The sequence below is a fragment of the Streptomyces shinuiensis genome (genome assembly GCF_043660855.1).
Classification (GTDB): Bacteria; Actinomycetota; Actinomycetes; order Streptomycetales; family Streptomycetaceae; genus Streptomyces.
In genome coordinates, this window is record NZ_JBIHML010000005.1 from 35763 (window position 1) to 53508 (window position 17746).

13 protein-coding genes are annotated in these 17746 nt (G+C 70.3%); 11 read left to right on the forward strand and 2 right to left on the reverse strand.

Annotated features, from left to right (window positions below; all coding sequences use genetic code 11):
* Positions 1 to 18: 18 nt before the first annotated feature.
* The 8 genes from ACGRHY_RS28795 to ccrA all read left to right on the forward strand — a co-directional run bounded on the left by ACGRHY_RS28795 (position 19) and on the right by ccrA (position 11204).
* On the forward strand, positions 19 to 1281 hold the full coding sequence (locus ACGRHY_RS28795; protein ID WP_394638595.1) for an ATP-grasp domain-containing protein: 1263 nt from the start codon (positions 19 to 21) through the stop codon (positions 1279 to 1281).
* The gene (locus ACGRHY_RS28800) at positions 1278 to 2576 is read left to right on the forward strand and encodes an MFS transporter (protein WP_394638596.1); all 1299 of its coding nucleotides are present in this window, start codon (positions 1278 to 1280) and stop codon (positions 2574 to 2576) included. Before ACGRHY_RS28795 ends, ACGRHY_RS28800 begins: the two co-directional genes overlap by 4 nt.
* Complete coding sequence (locus ACGRHY_RS28805) at positions 2573 to 3811, forward strand: ATP-grasp domain-containing protein (protein ID WP_394638597.1); 1239 nt, start codon at positions 2573 to 2575, stop codon at positions 3809 to 3811. The genes ACGRHY_RS28800 and ACGRHY_RS28805 overlap by 4 nt, the downstream gene beginning before the upstream one ends.
* Positions 3811 to 5010, forward strand: a complete 1200-nt coding sequence (locus ACGRHY_RS28810) for an ATP-grasp domain-containing protein (protein ID WP_394638598.1) — start codon at positions 3811 to 3813, stop codon at positions 5008 to 5010. Before ACGRHY_RS28805 ends, ACGRHY_RS28810 begins: the two co-directional genes overlap by 1 nt.
* A gap of 60 nt (positions 5011 to 5070) precedes the next feature.
* Complete coding sequence (locus tag ACGRHY_RS28815) at positions 5071 to 6345, forward strand: ATP-grasp domain-containing protein (RefSeq protein WP_394638599.1); 1275 nt, start codon at positions 5071 to 5073, stop codon at positions 6343 to 6345.
* A complete protein-coding gene (locus ACGRHY_RS28820) occupies positions 6342 to 7592 on the forward strand; it encodes a serine hydrolase domain-containing protein (RefSeq protein WP_394638600.1) in 1251 nt (416 codons plus the stop codon). The genes ACGRHY_RS28815 and ACGRHY_RS28820 overlap by 4 nt, the downstream gene beginning before the upstream one ends.
* 893 nt (positions 7593 to 8485) lie before the next feature.
* Entirely contained in the window at positions 8486 to 9379 is an 894-nt protein-coding gene (locus tag ACGRHY_RS28825) for a succinylglutamate desuccinylase/aspartoacylase family protein (protein WP_394638601.1), read from the forward strand.
* 487 nt (positions 9380 to 9866) lie between these two features.
* Positions 9867 to 11204 carry a crotonyl-CoA carboxylase/reductase gene (gene ccrA / locus ACGRHY_RS28830; protein ID WP_394638602.1) on the forward strand — a complete coding sequence of 446 codons (1338 nt, stop codon included), beginning with the start codon at positions 9867 to 9869 and terminating at the stop codon, positions 11202 to 11204.
* 484 nt (positions 11205 to 11688) lie between these two features.
* Here ccrA and proS read toward each other — a convergent pair whose 3' ends face one another.
* Both proS and ACGRHY_RS28840 read right to left on the reverse strand, forming a co-directional pair.
* Positions 11689 to 13101, reverse strand: coding sequence for a proline--tRNA ligase (gene proS / locus ACGRHY_RS28835; RefSeq protein ID WP_394638603.1), 1413 nt, complete (start codon positions 13099 to 13101; stop codon positions 11689 to 11691).
* 503 nt (positions 13102 to 13604) lie between these two features.
* The gene (locus ACGRHY_RS28840; protein WP_394638604.1) at positions 13605 to 13982 is read right to left on the reverse strand and encodes a helix-turn-helix domain-containing protein; all 378 of its coding nucleotides are present in this window, start codon (positions 13980 to 13982) and stop codon (positions 13605 to 13607) included.
* Between the two features lie 1187 nt (positions 13983 to 15169).
* On the opposite strand from ACGRHY_RS28840, the gene ACGRHY_RS28850 reads away from it, so the two are divergent.
* The 3 genes from ACGRHY_RS28850 (at position 15170) to ACGRHY_RS28860 (ending at position 17729) form a co-directional block, all read left to right on the forward strand.
* Entirely contained in the window at positions 15170 to 16018 is an 849-nt protein-coding gene (locus ACGRHY_RS28850; RefSeq protein ID WP_394638454.1) for an IS5 family transposase, read from the forward strand.
* The gene (locus ACGRHY_RS28855) at positions 16015 to 16413 is read left to right on the forward strand and encodes a hypothetical protein (RefSeq protein ID WP_394638453.1); all 399 of its coding nucleotides are present in this window, start codon (positions 16015 to 16017) and stop codon (positions 16411 to 16413) included. Before ACGRHY_RS28850 ends, ACGRHY_RS28855 begins: the two co-directional genes overlap by 4 nt.
* Positions 16414 to 16544: 131 nt before the next feature.
* Positions 16545 to 17729, forward strand: a complete 1185-nt coding sequence (locus tag ACGRHY_RS28860) for an ISAs1 family transposase (RefSeq protein WP_394638605.1) — start codon at positions 16545 to 16547, stop codon at positions 17727 to 17729.
* Positions 17730 to 17746: the final 17 nt, after the last annotated feature.

A 17746-nucleotide genomic window follows, 5' to 3' on the forward strand; every position in this document is an offset into this window, starting at 1 on the left:
AGAAAGAGGAGAACCCCGATGTACCACACAGGGGCTCAGCACACCGTCGGGAGCGGAGATTCCGACGCCGGTCCCCTGCTGCTCGTGGGCTCCGGATCGCCCGGTTTCCGGGAGTACGCGTTCCGGGAGATCGCCGCGTCCGGACGCCACAGGATCTGGTTGCTGACGGACACCGAGCCGGGCTGGGAGCTGCCGTACATCACCGGGTGGAGCCCGACCGATCCGCTCGACCCGGACGTCCTGTGCAAGGACGCGGCGGAGGTCGCCCGGGTCCACGGCGTCGCAGGCGTGCTGTGCCTAAACGAGGCGATGGTGTGGCCGGCGGCCTGCGCCGCCGAGGCCCTCGGGTTGCCGGGTCCCGCGCCGGACGCGGTGTGGCGGTGTCGGGACAAGGCGCTCACCCGCAAGACCCTCACCGCCCACGGGGTGACGACGCCGGGCGCGGGTACGGCCGCCACCCGGGAGCGGGTCCTCGAACTTGCCGCCGCCATCGGGTATCCCGTGGTGTGCAAGCCCCGCGCGCTCGGCGGCAGCATCGGCGTACGGCGCGCGGACGGCCCGGACGACATGGCCGCCGCCTTCGTGGCCGCCGGGGCCCAACTGCCGGACGTACCGCAACGGTTCTCGGAAGGCGTACTCGTCGAGGAGTACCTCGACGGGCCGGAGATCAGTGTCGACAGCCTGGTCACCGAGGACGAGGTCCAGCCGCTGGTGATCGCCCGCAAGACGACTTCGTTCGATCCCTTCTTCGAGGAGAGCGGGCATGTCGTCGACGGCGCCGACCCGCTGTACGACGACCCGGTGCTGCAGCGCGAACTCACCGCCGTCCACCGGGCCCTGGGCGTCCACGGATGCGTCACCCACAGCGAGTGGCGGCTCACCGCGCAGGGCCCACGCCTGGTCGAGGTCAACGTCCGGCCCGGCGGCGACCTGATCCCGCACCTGGGCGCACTCGTCACCGGGATCCCGGTGGCACTCCTCGCCGCCGAGCTCTCCGCCGGGCGTCGCCCCGTGCCGGTCCGCAGGCCCAACGGCGTGGCGATCATCGAGTTCCTCTACCCGGACCGGGACACGACCGTGAAGTCGCTCACCCTGGAGGGCGGCCTCCCGGCCGGCGTGGAGGTCGAGCTCACCGCCGGCCCGGGCGACGTGCTGAGCCTGCCGCCGCGCGGCTACAAGGCGCGCTACGGCTGGATCACGGCGCACGGCCGATCCGTCGACCACTGCCGCGACCTGATCGCCGAGGCCCGCGCCGCGATACGGATCGAGGCGGTCGCGTGAGCCGCCCGCTCTTCGCGGCCGCACTCCGAGTCCACACCTGGCGGATGTTCGAGCCCCTGAAGTCCGCCGGTCACGTCCGGGCCCTGGCCGTCATGGCGCTGGTGGACGCGCTCGGCACCGGGTTCTTCATGGCCGGCAGCGCCCTGTTCTTCATCGAGGTCGCCGGTCTGTCCTCGGTCGAGGTGAGCATCGGGATGTCCGTGAGCGGGTTCACCGGCTTCCTCGCCACACCACTGTTGGGGCAGGTCAGCGACCGGTGGGGCGCCCGCCGGGTGTACACCGTGCTGACCCTCGTCCAGGCCGGGTTGTTCCTGACTTACCCGTGGGTGTCCTCGTTCGCCGTCTTCGTCTGTGTCATCTGTGCCGTCGCCGCCGTTGAGTTCGGTGCCGTGCCGGCCTGGGCCAGCCTGGTTGCGACCTGTGTGCCGGCCGAGAACCGAGTGGAGACCAGGGCACAGTTCCGGGCGCTGGCCAACCTCGGCCTCGCCCTCGGGACGCTCGCCACGAGCGTGGTGATCGCGGTGGGCACCGTCACCGCGTACTACTCACTGGTCGTCGTGAACGGCGTGAGTTTCCTCGTCTGCGTCCTTGCGGCACGGCGGCTGCCGCACATCCCCCCGCGGCGGCACGAGCCGGGCACGCCCAGGTTCGCGGCCCTGAAGGACGGACCGTTCTTCTCGCTGGTCGCGGTGTCCTCCGTCCTCGCGTTGCACGGCGCCATGCTGGCCGTGGTCGTACCGCTGTGGATCGTCACGGCCACGGAGGCGCCGAACTTCCTGGTGCCGGTGCTCATGGCGGTGAACACCGTCCTCGCGATCGGACTCCAGGTCCGGGTGAGCGCATGGGCCAGCAGTTGGCGGCCGGCGGCCCGACTGGCCCGTCGGTCCGGGGTGCTCCTCGCCGCCGCCTTCGCCGTCTTCTCCCTGACCGGCACCCCGCGCGGGTGGCCGCTCGCCGGCCTGCTGCTGCTCGGCGTGCTCCTGCTGACGGCCGCCGAGCTCGCCCAGTCCGCCAGTGCCTGGGGGCTCGCCTACGACCTGGCGCCGGCCGACCGACAGGGGGAGTACCAGGGTGCCTTCGGCCTGACCATGGCCGTGCAGAGCACCCTCGGGCCGGCGCTCGGCGCTCTGGTCCTCGGGCCGGCCGGCGGGGCCGGCTGGCTGCTGCTGGGCGGGGCCGCGCTCGCGGCGGCCTGGCTCGTGGTGCCGATCGCGCACCGGTCGTGGGCCCGGCTGAACCGTACGACGGCCCTGGCAGACCCCCTCGTCGGCACCCCACGAAGGACCGCGTCGTGAACATCCTCGTCCTCAACCGGTTCCCCGTGGACCTGGTTCCGTACGACGCGTGGTTCGGGCCCGGGAACACCACGGTGCTCCTCACCCGGCCCGGCACCGCGGACCGGGCCGGTGCCGGGTACGCCGAGATCGTCGAGGTCGACGGGTACTCCGACAGCCCGCTCGTCGAGTACCACGCGCACCGCCTGCACGCGCGGTACGGCTTCGACCGGGTGGTGGCCTACTCCGAGTGGGACTTGCTGCGGGCCGCCAGGCTGCGGGAGGCATGGGGGGTGCCCGGCCAGTCGGTGGAGAGCGCCGTCGCCTACCGCGACAAGCTGGTGATGAAGGAGCTGCTGTCGGCGGCGGGCGTCGCGGTGGCGCCCTTCGCGGCGGTCGACCACGTCGGCTCCCTGCTCGCGTTCGTCGACCGTCAGGGCCTGCCGCTGATCGTCAAGCCGCGCCGCGGGGCGTCGTCCGTGGGCGTCACGGCCGTACGCGACGAGGAGTCCCTGCGCGCCTTCCTGGCGTCCTGCGACGATCTGGCCGGCGACCGACTCGCGCATCTGATGGTCGAGACCTTGGTGCCGAACGAGATGTTCAACGTGGACGGTCTCGTGCTCGACGGCCGGGTCCACCTGTGCTGGCCGTCGTCCACCACGTCCGCGCTGGGCTTCCAGGACGGGCAGTGCCTGGTCGCCGCGACCCTCGACCACGACGACCCGGACCGTGCCCGGCTGACCGAACTGGTCGAGCAGGCGGTGCGAGCCCTGCCCACCCCGCCGACGACCGCCTTCCACGCGGAGGTGTTCAAACTCCCCGATGGTTCCCTGCTGCTCAACGAGATCGGGTCGCGGATGGGCGGCGCATACGTCCAGGACCAGCTGGTCCACTCGTTCGGCGTCGACCCGCTGCGGGCACAGTCCGCGTGGCTTGTCGGCGGTGACCCGCCGCGGCTTCCGGACCGGCCCGTGACGAGCTCGGGTTACGCTCTGATCCCGCCCGCGCCCGGTCGGCTGGTCCGCGCCCCGCGCACGTGCCCACTGCCCGGGATCACCCTGTTCGAGGTCGCGGTGCCCGACGGGACGGTGGTGACCGAGGCGCGTTCGAGCGTCGACTCGCTGGCCGCGTTCGTGGCGGTGGGCGCCGGTCGTGCCGAGGTTCTGGACACGTTGTGGCGGGCCGTCGAGTGGTTCACGGCGGAGTGTGAGTTCGAGGCCGGGGAGCCGCACGAGGCCGAGGAGAAGGAGGCCTGATGAGTGTCGACGTGCTGTTGGTCGGCAGCGGGAACATGGGGCGGGGCTACTTGGAGGCCGCCCGCCGCCTCGGCCTCCGGGTCGCGGTCGTGGAGACACCCGCCCGGCTCGACGTGATCCGGGCCGAGTTCGGTGACGTGCTGGCCGGTCAGGAGTCGGTGGACCCTGCCGCTGCCGATCACGACGAGGCATGGGTCGGCCCCGCCGCGGAACTGGCCCGGTGTACTGCCCCCCGCGGTGTGCTCGGTTTCTCGGAACCGCACGTGCTGGCGGCGGCGCTCGTCGCCGAGGCGCACGGGCTGCCCGGCCCCGGGCTGTACGCGACCCAGGTGTCGCGGAACAAGGCCCTGCAGCGCGTGCTCTACGGCGCGGTCGGCATCCCCCAGCCCGCCAGCCGGCTGGTTCCCGACCTGTCCGAGGTGACGCCGCGCTTCCCCCTGGTGGTCAAGCCGCTCTCCGGATCGGGGAGCAGCGGGGTCGAGCAGGTCCCGCACAAGGCGGCCTGGGCGGACGTCGCAGCCCGCCGGGCCGGTGACGGGCCGCTGCTGGTCGAGGAGTACGCGGCCGGCGACGAGTTCAGCTGGGAGGCGCTCGTCCGGCGGGGCTGCCCCCTGTTCACCAATCTGACGGCCAAGACGACCACCGGGCCGCCCGCTTTCGTGGAGCTGCTACACCGGCCCAGCGGGAGTGCGGCGGAACGGGAGATCCGAGACCGCGGGGACCGGCTCGGCGCCGAGGTCGTCTCCGCCCTGCGGATGCGGGACGGCATGGTGCACCTGGAGTTCCGGCTCGCGCCGGACGGGCGGGCCGCGGTCCTGGAGGCGGCCGTCCGCACTCCGGGCGACTTCCTCATGGACGTGGTCTCGCAGGCCCACGGCGTCGACCTGTACGCGGCCTGTCTGCTGCTCGCACTGGGACGCGAGCCGGAAATCCCCGACGGGGAGCGGGGTTTCCGGCACACCGCCGCCTTGTTCCTGGCCGCCGATCGACCGGGTACGGTCGTCCCCGACGACACGGCCGCGTTGGACGCCGTGCCGGGTGTGTTCCGCAGCGGGCTGCGCCAGGATCCGGGCCGGGTCGTGGGGCCGCCCGAGTCCTCCGCGGACCGGATGGCGTTCGCCCTGCTCGATCTCCCCACCGAGGCGGCCCTGCGCGAGGCCGTATGGGAGACCCGCAGGGCCTTTGGCACCGCCGGTTGAGACCCGGTCCGGTCCCGCGGCCCACCCTTACGTTCGCCCTTACGGAGAGTTGGAAGTTCCATGTCACATGACGGCAGTGCCCGGGCCACCCCGCACATCCTGGTGGTCGGTGGTGGCCGGGACATCCCGGTCCGGTTGCGCGCGGCGGGCGCACGGACCACCTTTCTGTGCCGCCTCGAGGTCCTCCCCAGCATCCGCGAGGTCGAGCAGGCGGCCGGGGCCCACGGCCTGGCGCACACGGCGCCGGTCGAGGCATGGGTCGAACTGGCGCGGCTGCTGCACGCACGCCACCCCTTCACCGCCGTCGCCTCGTTCAGCGAGAAGGACCAGGACAAGGCGGCGCACGTGGCCGAGGCCCTCGAGCTGCCCTGGCACTCGCCCGAGACGGTCACCCTGGTCCACGACAAGCTGGCGATGCGCGAGCGGCTGCGGGCGGTGGGGGTGGACCCGACACACAACGCCCTGGCCGGTTCGGTGGCGGACATCATCGCCTTCGGCACCGAGCGCGGCTGGCCGGTCGTCGTCAAACCGGCCCAGGGCACGGGTAGTTCCGGCGTCACCGTGGTCGCGGGCCCGGAAGAGGCCGAGGCCGCCTGGGCCTGGGCTGGCGGCGCGCAGTGGGTGGAGAATCCACTCGTCCTGGTCGAGGAGTACCTGACCGGCGCGGAGTTCAGCGTCGAGACGATCTCGGAGGACGGGGTCCACCTGCCGGTGGCCGTCGTCGCCAAGCACGCGTTGCCGACGCACTGCGTCGAGGTGGGCCATGTCGCCCCGGCGGGAATCCCGGCCGAGACCGAGGCCCGCGTCCACATCCTGGTCAAGGAGTTGCTGACGGCGCTGGGTGTCCGTCAGGGTGTCACGCACACCGAGCTGAAACTGACCGACGACGGAAGCGTACGGGTCGTGGAGACCCACCTGCGGCCCGCCGGGGACGACATCCCGACCCTGGTCCGGGACGCGGTGGGCATCGACCTGATCGACCTCCTGGTCGAGCAGACCCTGGGCCGGTCGGTCCTGGACGGGCTCCGTGGCAACCGCACGGCCGTGGCCGAGGCGGCCGGCGGAGCGGCGGTCTGGTACGCCGTCCCGCGGTTCCCCGGTCGGGTGGTGGAGGTGGCCGGCGTGGACAAGGCCCGCGCGATGCCGCACGTGGTCGCCGTCGATCCGGCGATCGCACCCGGCGAGATGGTCACCGAGGTGCGGGATTCCTTCTCCCGCGTCGCGTCCGTACGAGCCGTGGCCCCGACGGCACAGGCGGCGCTGGACGCCGCGAAGGCCGCTGCCGCGCTCGTCGAGGCCGTGGTCGAGCAGCAGGACGAGAGGGCCGGGGAATGACGCCGACACAGCCGATGAAGCGGGAAACGACGACGGACCGGACGCCGGAAACGCGTACGCCGCGCACCTTCGACGCGGCCGTCGACGGCTTCGGCGGTTTCGTGGCCCCCGGCTTCGAGCGGGTGGCGGAGGAGTTCGCCCGCAACCTCACCGAGCGCGGCGACACCGGTGCCGCCGTGTGCGTCTACCACGCGGGGCTTCCGGTGGTGGACCTGACCGGCGGCGCCCACCGTTTCGACTCGGTCCAGGTGATCCGGTCCGCGTCCAAGGGCGTGGTGGCGATCCTGGCGCACGTACTGACCCACCGCGGTCTGCTGGACTTCGACATGCCGGTCGCCGAGGTGTGGCCGGAGTTCGCCCAGCAGGGCAAGGACAGGATTCCGATCAGGTGGATCTTCACCCACCAGGCGGGCGTCACCGCCCTCGACCGCCGGTTGACGGTGGAGGACATCCTGGCCTGGCAGCCTGCCGTCGAGGCGGTCGCGGCCCAACGCCCCAACTGGGAGCCGGGCACCGCGCACGGGTACCACGATCTGACCTACGGTTGGCTGACCGGCGAGATCATCCGACGGCTGACGGGCCGGACCGTGGGCACGCTCGTGCGGGAGGAACTGGCCGGACCGCTCGGCCTGGACCTGTGGATCGGGATGCCCGAGGAGGTCCGCCCCAGACTCGTCGACCTGCTTCCCGCTCCGCCCCCCTCGCCCGAGCTGCAGCAGGACCCGCGGGCCCGTGCCCTGCGCAGCGCCCTCCAGGACCCGGCATCGTTCGCCTCCAAAGCCCTGCTGAACCCGGACATCCTCCCGGTGGAGCACAGTCGGGCGTACCTCTCGGCGGAGGTTCCGGCGGCCAACGGGGTATCCGATGCTCGTTCACTCGCCCGGCTCTACGCTGCCTTCACGGGCGAGGTGGACGGCGTACGGCTGCTCGACGAGGCGGCCGTGGAGGCCGCACGCGCCGAGCAGGCGGCCGGCGTGGACCGGGTTGTCGGCTACTACCGGCGCTACGCGACGGGGTTCATGCTCCCGGAACCGACACGCCCCATGGGCGGGCTGGACACCGACTGTTTCGGCCACTACGGCATGGGCGGTCCGCTGGCTTTCGCCGATCCCGGACGGCGGGTCGCCTTCGGCTACATCACGGTCCAAGAACAGTCGCACGTGAGTGCCGACCCGCGCAGTCGCGCACTCGCCGAGGCCGCGATCCACTGCGCCGACCGGCGGCTCGGCCGAGGGAGTGGCGAATGACCGATCGGGAGCGGGGTGTGATCGTTGGGTGACGGTCGTCTCGGGGCGGCCTGCGCGAGGATCACCGACATGTGTGTCGGCACGGGCAGGACTGACCGGCACGTGATGGGACCGTGTCCATGCCGGAGGCCTGTCGTGTCCCGAAGGAGCAGGCTGGAGCAGTGTCCGACCACCCGCGTCCCGCACACCGTCCGGCGGAGGATCTCCGCGGGCGGTGCCGTGGGATGTCGCCACCACAACGGGACGCCGCCCGACCCGGCACCCGGCGGCGGTCGCTCGTCCGTCGCCGGCGCACCGGCGAACTCGCCTTCCACGTGCCGCGCAACCGCACCCGTGGCACTGCGCGGGTCGGCGCGGACGGTCGGACGGCGCTGGAGCGTGGGGAGTCCTTCCGGGCGGGAAAGGTCCTGGTCGAGCCGGACGAACACCAGGTCCGTCCGTCCGCGATGTTCCCGGAAACGCCGGGCCACCCTGGCCGTGCTCGCCCGCGCTTCCGTCATCGTGGCCCGCGAACGCCCCCGGTACACCGGTGGCGAGGAGCCGAGACCCCTTGCCTGCCACGACGTCCGGCGCCTGTCGCTCACGGTGCCCCGTCGGTCGGCCCCGACCCGGGCCGACGCCACCGCCGGACGCTCCGGCGACGCGTCACCAAGCCCGAGCCCGCTTCAACCGCTACAGACGCCGGACAAACCGATGAGTACGAAGATCGTGAGCCACGGCCGGAGCCCTGACACGAGCACACGGTGCCAGGGCACCGACGCCGCCCGGGATCCCGCCACCTCATGAGTGCGACCACTCCCGATCGATCATGAAACGGAGAAGGGGGGACAATGATCACGAGAGAGTTGGTCAGGTTCTCTTGCCATGACGGGACCGACCTCGAAATCCCGGTCGTGGAAGCCCACGGAGCCCGCCCCGGGCCGGTGCTGACCCTGCTCGCGGGCGTCCACGGGTGCGAGTACGCGCCCATGACGGCACTGCGCACGTTCATGCGCACGCTCGACACCGAACACCTGTCCGGCACAGTGCGCGCCGTTCTGATCGCCAACCCCACGGCGTTCCGGGACCGGACGCCCTTCGTCACTCCGGACGACGGCAAGAACCTCAACCGCTGTTTCCCCGGCGATCCGGCGGGGAGCCACTCGGAGCGCCTCGCCGACTTCCTCTTCAGCCGCTTCGTACGCGGTAGCGACGCCCTGATCGACCTGCACGCGGGAGACCTGGTGGAGGCGCTGAGTCCCTTCACCCTCCACGACGACTCCCCGGTCGCCGACCGGGCCAGGGAATTCGCGGTCGCCTTCGGTTTGCCCTTGGCGATCCGCCAACAGCGTGTCGGAGCAGCGGTGTCCGGCTCCACCAGCAGTGCGGCGGCCCAAGCTGGGATTCCCGCGATCATCGCCGAGGCGGGCGGATGCGGCCTGGTGACGGCCGACGCGGTGGCCGACCACGTGAGTGGGCTACGGCGGACACTGCGCCACCTGCGGATGCTGCCGGAGCACGGCCCGGACACCGCGCCTGCCGCCGGCCGGATCCGCCACATGAGCCGGTTCATCTGGTTGCGCAGCCCCGTCCAAGGCTGGTGGCAACCCTCCCTCACGACCGGCGCGGAGGTCGACGCGGGTGCCCGGCTGGGATCGGTGCTCGACCCCTTCGGGGAGGAACTGGCACAGATCACCGCTCCGGAGAGGGGTGTCCTCGTCTTCCTCACCTCCAGCCCCGCCGTTGTGCACGACGGCTTGCTGCTCGCGCTGGCCGGCGGAGAGGAGAGCGTGGAGGACCCCACGTGACACGCGAATCCAGCACCCGGAAGGTCCTGCGCACACGATGCGCGTCCCCCGGGTGAGCATGGCCGGGCCGGAACCGCCCCACAGCCACCGCTCGTGCGTCGAAGCGGGCGAACGGCTCCCGTCCGGCCGGGCACCGGCCCTGGTCGCCGAACGGTCACATTGTGACGCGAGCATGCCGCACAGGACGGCGGCCCACGGCCTGCACCCGGCCGCACGCGAGTCCTGCTCCACCGCCCTGAACCGACCGATGCCGCTGAGGTCCGGCTCATGTCGAGAGAACGAGAACGCGCCGTCGACGCACGGCGCTTCGGATGCGCGCTCCCCGGCGCCGCCGGTCCACTGCGCCCTGCGGCGGACCGGACACCCGCGTCGGCTCCCCGGCGCGCCCACCCGTGCATACCCCCAACCCGTCGTGCCCGAGCCGGGGCGCGAGTGACATACCACGTGCCCCTTGCGCGCGTGCCGATCCCGAACGGTGATTGACCCCATGGAAGAACTGCTCAGCGCCATCCTCAGTAGCGACGCGACCGCAGCGGACTTCGCCCACCTCGCCCTGCCCGAGTCCTACCGCGCGATCACCGTGCACAAGGACGAGGCCGACATGTTCGCCGGGATGCCCACCCAGGAGAAGGACCCGCGCAAGTCCCTGCACCTGGACCAGGTGCCCGTGCCGGAGCTGGGCCCCGGCGAGGCCCTGGTGGCGGTCATGGCCTCCTCGGTGAACTACAACTCGGTGTGGACCTCGATCTTCGAGCCGCTGCCGACCTTCGGCTTCCTGGAGCGCTACGGCCGCACCTCACAGCTGGCCAAGCGCCACGACCTGCCGTACCACATCATCGGCTCCGACCTGGCCGGCGTGGTGCTGCGCACCGGCCCCGGCGTCAACGCCTGGCAGCCCGGCGACGAGGTCGTCGCCCACTGCCTGTCGGTGGAACTGGAGAACGCCGACGGCCACAACGACACCATGCTCGACCCCGAACAGCGCATCTGGGGCTTCGAGACCAACTTCGGCGGCCTGGCCGAGATCGCCCTGGTCAAGTCCAACCAGCTCATGCCCAAGCCCGCCCACCTGTCCTGGGAGGAGGCCGCCGCCCCCGGCCTGGTCAACTCCACCGCCTACCGACAGCTGGTCTCCCGCAACGGCGCCGCCATGAAACAGGGCGACAACGTCCTCATCTGGGGCGCGAGCGGCGGCCTGGGCTCCTACGCCACCCAGATGGCCCTGGCCGGCGGCGCCCACCCCATCTGCGTGGTCTCCTCCCCCCAGAAGGCCGACATCTGCCGCGCCATGGGCGCCGAGTCGATCATCGACCGCAACGCCGAGGACTACCGCTTCTGGAAGGACGAACACACCCAGGACCCGCGCGAGTGGAAGCGCTTCGGCAAGCGCATCCGCGAACTGACCGGCGGCGAGGACGTGGACATCGTCTTCGAACACCCCGGCCGCGAGACCTTCGGCGCCTCCGTCTACGTCACCCGCAAGGGCGGCACCATCACCACCTGCGCCTCCACTTCCGGCTACATGCACAGCTACGACAACCGCTACCTGTGGATGAGCCTCAAGCGCATCATCGGCTCCCACTTCGCCAACTACCGCGAGGCCTGGGAGGCCAACCGTCTGATCGCCAAGGGGAAGATCCACCCCACGCTGTCCAGGACGTACACGCTGGAGGAGACCGGCCAGGCCGCCCACGACGTGCACCGCAACGCCCACCAGGGCAAGGTCGGCGTGCTGTGCCTGGCCCCCCGCGAGGGCATGGGCGTGCGCGACGGAGAGACACGCGAGAAGCACCTCGACGCCATCAACCGCTTCCGGGAACGCTGAAGCCTCACGACGGAGCCGCCGGCGGACGGTGTCGCGAACGGCGTCGACCGTCCGCCCGGAGCCCGGCGACTCGGCCCAGGAAACCTCGTGGTTCCGCTGCCGGCGGGATGGGGAGGTCGTGGCAACCACACGGCACCGGCACCCGACGCATCGACGTCGGTCGCCGGGATCTGCTTGATCTTCTCCCTCGCGGGCTGCGGCGTCGTTCGGGCATCGACTTCCCGCGTCGTCGTGACCGGAGCGAAGCTCCATTCGGGTTTCACGGTCGACGAACGTTCGCGGACTCGTCGGAGGTCGGAAGTATTCCGATGGTGATGTGGGTCGAAGACCCGATCGCCCTCCGAGCTTGGTCGTCTTGGGCGGTCGTGCGGTCGTGAAGCGCCACACGGTTCGGGGGTGGCTTCCGGACCGACAGCGACGGAGCGGCCGACGTGGCGGAAGAGAAGATCCGCGTCGGCCGCTCCGTCGCTGTGACCGCCAGTGTTCAGTAGGCCCGGGCCATGACGGCGATGGTGCCGGGGGCGTCGTCCGACGTCGGGACCGAGCCGTCCTCCGCGACGAGGCATCGGACGGTGACGCCCCGCTCGCCGAGAGCGGCCTCGCCCTCGGGGCCGAGCTTGGCCCACGGAATACGGGCCCAGCCGTTGGCGGCGGCCTCGACGGCTTCGTCGAGGGTGTTGACGTCCATCGTGCGGGCGTTGCGGTGCTCCTCGGACTGCCGCAGCAACAGTGCCTGGTCCTCTTCCAGCAGCTCGGGCACCTTGGTGGTCAGTGTGGCAAGCTCCAGCGGGTGCTTTCCGCCGGCGATCCGGCGGGCCAGCATACCGGTGCCGTTCTCCAGGTCGCGGGGCCCGATCTCGAGGCGCAACGGTACGCCCTTCAGTTCCCAGTCCACCGCCCGACGGCCGAAGGGCACGTCGACGCGGTCGTCGACCCAGACCCGAACACCCGCCGCTTCCAATTCCCGGCCGAGCTCCCGCACCCTGGCCACGACGGTCTCGTCGTCCTTCACGGCCACGATGACGATCTGGATGGGCGCGAGACGCGGGGGTACTCGCATGCCGTGGTCATCGCCGTGCACCATGATGAGGCCACCGACCATTCTGGTCGTACTGCCCCACGAGGTCTGCCAGACGTGCTCGCGCCCGCCGGTGTCCGTCAGGTAATCGGTATTGAAGACCTTGGCGAAGTTCTGACCCAGCTCGTGGCTGGTGGTGAGCTGGAGCGCTTTCCCATCGCCCATCATGCCCTCGAGGGTCAAGGTGTTGATGGCGCCGGCGAACCGCTCACTCGGAGTCTTGCGCCCTGCCAGGGTGGAGATGGCGAGTACATTCACGAGGAAGTCCTCGTAGACGTCGCGCTGGATCATCGCGGCGTAGTCGCGCGCCTCCTCATAGCTGGCGTGGGCGGTGTGCCCCTCCTGCCAGAGGAACTCGGTGGTGCGCAGGAAGGTGCGCGGGCGCTTCTCCCACCGGACGACGTTGGCCCACTGATTGATGAGTAGCGGAAGATCCCGGTAGCTCTGAACCCACTTGGAGAAGTATTCGTTGATGATCGTTTCCGATGTGGGTCGGACGACGACGGGCTCGTCCAACTGCTTGCCACCACCGTGAGTGACGACCGCGAGTTCCGGCGCAAACCCTTCGACATGCTCGGCCTCCCGCGTCAGATACGACTGCGGAATGAACATGGGAAAGTAAGCGTTCTGGGCGCCGGCTCGCTTGATCCTGGCATCCATCTCCTGCTGCATCCGCTCCCACAGGCTGAAGCCGTACGGTCGAATGACCATGGTGCCGCGCACAGGACCATTGTCGGCCAGTTCGGCCTTGTTGATCAGATCTTGGTACCAGCGCGGGAAGTCTTCCGCCTGAGGGGTGAGAACAGGTGCCTTAGCCATGGAGCGTATCCTACGGGGTGGCAGGGGTGCCAAGTCCTCGGCGTCTCAGCACGTCACGAGCCCCGTAATGATGTTGCGGCAGTGCGAACTGACTCCGCAAGCGGTCTCGTGGCCTTCGTGCATCCGACTGCCGGCGTTGCCGGTGAGCGACTCCGTCGGAGGCCTCGAAGTTCCGCGGACGAGGGTGCCGGCGGTCCGGGATGCTTCGGCTGGTCCTGTACAGCCCTCCTTCCCCGGGCGGCCGGCGTCCGTTCGCCCCCTGTCCGGTGTGGTGGTGCCCGAGTTCACGGCTCGGATGGCGCGGGCCGGCAGTCTCCGCGGGGACCACGGCCACGGGGGTGCGTGACCACCTCGACGGACCCCGGGACGACGAGGACGACGAGGACTTCGTCTCCCGGTGTCCATGCGATGGCCGTCCCGGTCTCTCCCCGGCTCGGCCGGCCACCGTGTGGGTGCTGCGGTTCCTGCCCCAACCTCTCCACCCGGCAGGCGGCCGAGGCGTCTTACGCCAGGACTTCGGTCAGCCTTCGGCCGGGTAGGGGTGCCCCGGTCGGAGGCTGGGGGAGTGCCCCGGCCGGGGGGAGCAGGGCGCCGTCGACGATGACGAACTCCTCCGGCGGCTCGCGCAGCGCGGCACGCAGGGCGGGGGCGTGCTCGGTCAGGAGGCCGACGGTCTCGGTCACGTATCGGCCGGCGGTGGCGGTGGAGCCCCCGAACCCGGCGGCCACTTGGGCGAGCGTTCCGTTGGCGCGCAGGTGGACCAACACCAGCAGGACCTGGTGGGAGCAGCTCAACCGGCGCCGGCGGGAGTGCGGTTCCCGCCTTCGGGCGTAGCTCGGCCGGGAAACGTGCTCGACGACCTCGTGTGGGACGTCGAGCACGGCTCGGTACGGGAACCAACGAGGCTCCTGCGTGAAGTGCTGATGGGTGGGATCACCAGCACAACGGTCAGGGGCCTCGTCCCGTTGCGCCTCCGCCCACCGACCACTGTCCCCCCGAGCACAGGGTGAGAGGGGTTCAGCGTCGTCCAGTTTGGCCACCAAAGGGAAGGAAAGGTGAGATGGCGCCGATTATATTGAGGCGAAAATCCTGGATGGTTTTTCCGTACTTGTCGTCACGGGAACCGGAGTCGGAACGCTCGCGGCCGTGGTTAACGTCACCTCAGTGAGCGGATTCCGAACCGGATGGCAGGGGGTGCCGGTATTTTTTGCGCTGGCAGAACTTGTCGGACGGGTCGCAAATTGCAAGGTAGTGTCGCTCGGCGATGAGCTCTTCGTAATCAATCCTCTGCGCACTACTGTCGTTCCGAAGGTGATGATTCGGAGTGTCTCGGTCGGCGATGACGAACGCTGCAAATGCAGATAGGTGACGATCAAGTCATCCCGGTTTTCACTTTTGGCGGCTCTCTCGTCGACCGCTTCAAGGGTACAAGCGACGAAGCAGTGCGAATAATCAACGATCGGCTTCGTTCAAGTCACCCGGTGAGTGGCGCTCGGGTCGCTTCGCGGGTCCGTTGGACATGGTGTGCGAGCGCTGACCTGTGTCTCGTCCTGTGTGCCGTAGTTTCAGGCGCAGGCGCGCTCTGGACAGTCCTCGGCAACAATAACTGAAATTGCTGAGCATGCCGAGCGTGGCACGGTGAGGCACCGCCGACGGCCGGCAGGAGACCTTCGCCTACGACGAGGCGGGCACCACCACCGCCCGCACCGGAGGCACCCGCACTCAGGACCTGACCTGGGACACCGAAGGTCACCTGGTCACCGTCACCGAGGACGGCAAGACCACCGCACACCTCTACGCCCCCGACGGCAACCGCCTGACCGCTCGCAATGCCGACGGCTCCACGACCGCCCACTTACCCGGCCAGGGCTTGATCAAGTTCCGGAGTGGTGCGGTTGGTCGGGCGACGACCGGTTGGGGTGCATAGCAGAGCAGGCACGGGCTTCGTGATCATTGGGGTGTCTAAGAGGGCGGTTCGTGAGTGTTTGAGTGGTTCCGCCGTCGCCTGATGGTGTGAGTGTGAGCGGAACCTGTCGGCCCGAGGCCGCTGATCTGTTGATGTGATGAGGTGAATGGACGCAAGCCGTACCCGAGTGACTTATCGGACGAGCAGTGGTCGTTGATCGAGCCGGTGATCACCGCGTGGAAGGACCGGCACCGCTCGGTCAGCGGCCACCAGGGCAGATACTCGATGCGGGAGATCGTCAACGCGATCCTCTACCAGAGCCGGACCGGCTGTCAGTGGGCCTACCTCCCGCACGACCTGCCGCCGAAGAGCGCGACGTACTACTACTTCGCCACCTGGCGCGACGACGGAACCGACCAGGTCATCCATGAACTGCTGCGCTGCCAGGTCCGCGAGCGGGCCCGCCGGTTAGAGGACCCGACCCTGGTGGTGCTGGACACCCAGAGCGTCCACGTGGCTGCCGGGGTCCCCTCCTCCACGACCGGCCTCGATCCGGCCAAGCGGGTGCCGGGCCGCAAACGGGGCCTGGCCGTGGACGTGCTGGGTCTGGTCATCGCGGTTGTCGTGCTGGCCGCGAACACGCACGACAACGCCGCGGGTATCGCCCTGCTGAACCAGGTCGCCGCGCACACCGGCGGCACCGTCGAGAAAGCCCTGGTCGATCAGGGCTTCAAGAACCAGGTCGTCGCGCATGGCGTCGGCCTGGGCATCGACGTGGAGATCGTCGAGCGCAACCCGCAGGACACCGGCTTCGTGCCGCAGCCGAAGCGGTGGAGGGTCGAGCAGACCTACGGGATCTTGATACTGCACCGGCGCCTGGTCCGCGACTACGAGCACCATCCCGCTTCCTCCGCCTCCCGCGTCTACTGGGCCATGACCCACGTCATGGCCCGCCAGCTCACCGGCGCGAACACTCCCACCTGGCGCGATGCGCAGGCGGTGACCGCGTGAACCTCCGGCCCCTGCTCGACGCGCTGGACCTCCAGGAGGATGCCGCCCGGGCCCTGGCTGACGACCTGCGAGGACAGATCGGCGAACTGCAGGGCCGGCTGCGGGAGGCCGAGACCCACCTCGAACACCTGGCGATCACCCGGAAGACCGTCACCGGCCTTGCCGACCGGCTCCCGGCCGGTCCACCGGACCTGCCCGAGCACCCGGACTACCCCCGCATCCTCGCCGTCTTCCACGAGGCCACCGGCCCGCTGCGGGCCCGTGACGTCTGCGAAGCCCTCGATCATGAGCTGCTGCCGAAGAACGTCGAAGGCACCCGCGCCAAGCTGAAACGTCTGGTCAAACTCGGCATCCTCACCGAGATCGACGCCGGCAGCTTCGCCAGGAAGCAGTAGCCGACGAACACGTGATCAGCAGCCCTGCCCTAACCTCACTTCGAAACGGACATCAACTCACGAACTGCCCTCTAAGCTCAACGATCACGAGGTGGCCCGTGCCTGCCGCTGTATCTTCTCCCATCCCGCCGGTGCTGGTGAAGCTGGGTCCGCTGGACGCCGGTCAGGTCGCCGGCCTGCGGCCTTTCCTGGACACCGTGCCCGACCCGCGCGGACGGCGGGGCCGCTGGTACTCGCTGACCGCGATCCTGCTCGTCTGTGCGTGCGCGGCCGTGTCGGGAGCCAGGAGCGTGGACGAGATCGCCGAGTGGGCCCAGCGGGCCCCGGACACCGTGCTGACGGCCGTCGGAGTCCGCCGGCATCCGCTGAAGTGGCGCCGTGCTCCCTCGCGGACCACGATCGGCCGGGTGCTGGCAGCTGTCGCCGGTGACGCCCTGGACCGGGCGGTCGGTGCCTGCCTCAACGACCGGCACGTGGCAGCCGGGGACAGGGCCGGACAGCGTCGCGTGATCGCCGTCGACGGCAAAGCGCTGAAGGGATCAGCCCGCCTGGCCGCTACCCGCAGGCACCTGCTGTCCGCGGTCACCCACCACCGTTCCGTGACTCTCGCCCAGGCGGAGGTCGGAGCCAAGACGAACGAGACCGCGCACTTCAAGCCCCTGCTCGAGCCGCTGGACCTGGACGGAGTCCTGGTCACCTTCGACGCGCTGCACTCGGTGAAGGCGAACGTCACCTGGCTGGTCGGGACCAAGAACGCCCACTACATCGCAGTGATCAAGGCGAATCAGCCGACCGCACACCGGCAGCTCGCCGCCCTGCCCTGGTCAGACGTCCCGGTCCAGCACACCACAACCTCCACCGGACACGGCCGCCGCGAGTCCCGTTCCCTCAAGATGTGCGGCATCGCGGACGAACTCGGCGGGATCGCCTTCCCCCACGCCCGCCTCGCCGTCCGCGTCCACCACCGCCGCCGCCGGCCAACCGGCCAGCGCGAGAGCCGCGAGACGGCCTACGCCGTCACCAGCCTCGACGCCCACCAGACCACCCCGGCCGAACTCGCCGCCGCCGTCCGCGGCCACTGGACGGTGGAGGCCCTGCACCACATGAGAGACGTGACCTTCGCCGAGGACGCCTCCACCGTCCACACCGGCACCGCACCTCGCGCCATGGCCACCTGGCGCAACCTCGCCGTCGGCCTGCTCAAGACCCTCGGAGCCGACAACATCGCCAAGACCACCCGGGCGATCCGCGACGCCCCACAACGAGCACTCCCCATCCTGGGCATCACCAACAACCCGGACATCTACGGAACTTGATCAAGCCCTGGCCTGGA

Coding starts and splice junctions, on each gene's coding strand:
- ACGRHY_RS28795 (WP_394638595.1), top strand. CDS start 19: ATGTACCACACAGGGGCTCAGCACACCGTCGGGAGCGGAGATTCCGAC.
- ACGRHY_RS28810 (WP_394638598.1), top strand. CDS start 3,811: ATGAGTGTCGACGTGCTGTTGGTCGGCAGCGGGAACATGGGGCGGGGC.
- ACGRHY_RS28815 (WP_394638599.1), top strand. CDS start 5,071: ATGTCACATGACGGCAGTGCCCGGGCCACCCCGCACATCCTGGTGGTC.
- ACGRHY_RS28820 (WP_394638600.1), top strand. CDS start 6,342: ATGACGCCGACACAGCCGATGAAGCGGGAAACGACGACGGACCGGACG.
- ccrA (WP_394638602.1), top strand. CDS start 9,867: ATGGAAGAACTGCTCAGCGCCATCCTCAGTAGCGACGCGACCGCAGCG.
- proS (WP_394638603.1), bottom strand. CDS start 13,101: ATGGCTAAGGCACCTGTTCTCACCCCTCAGGCGGAAGACTTCCCGCGC.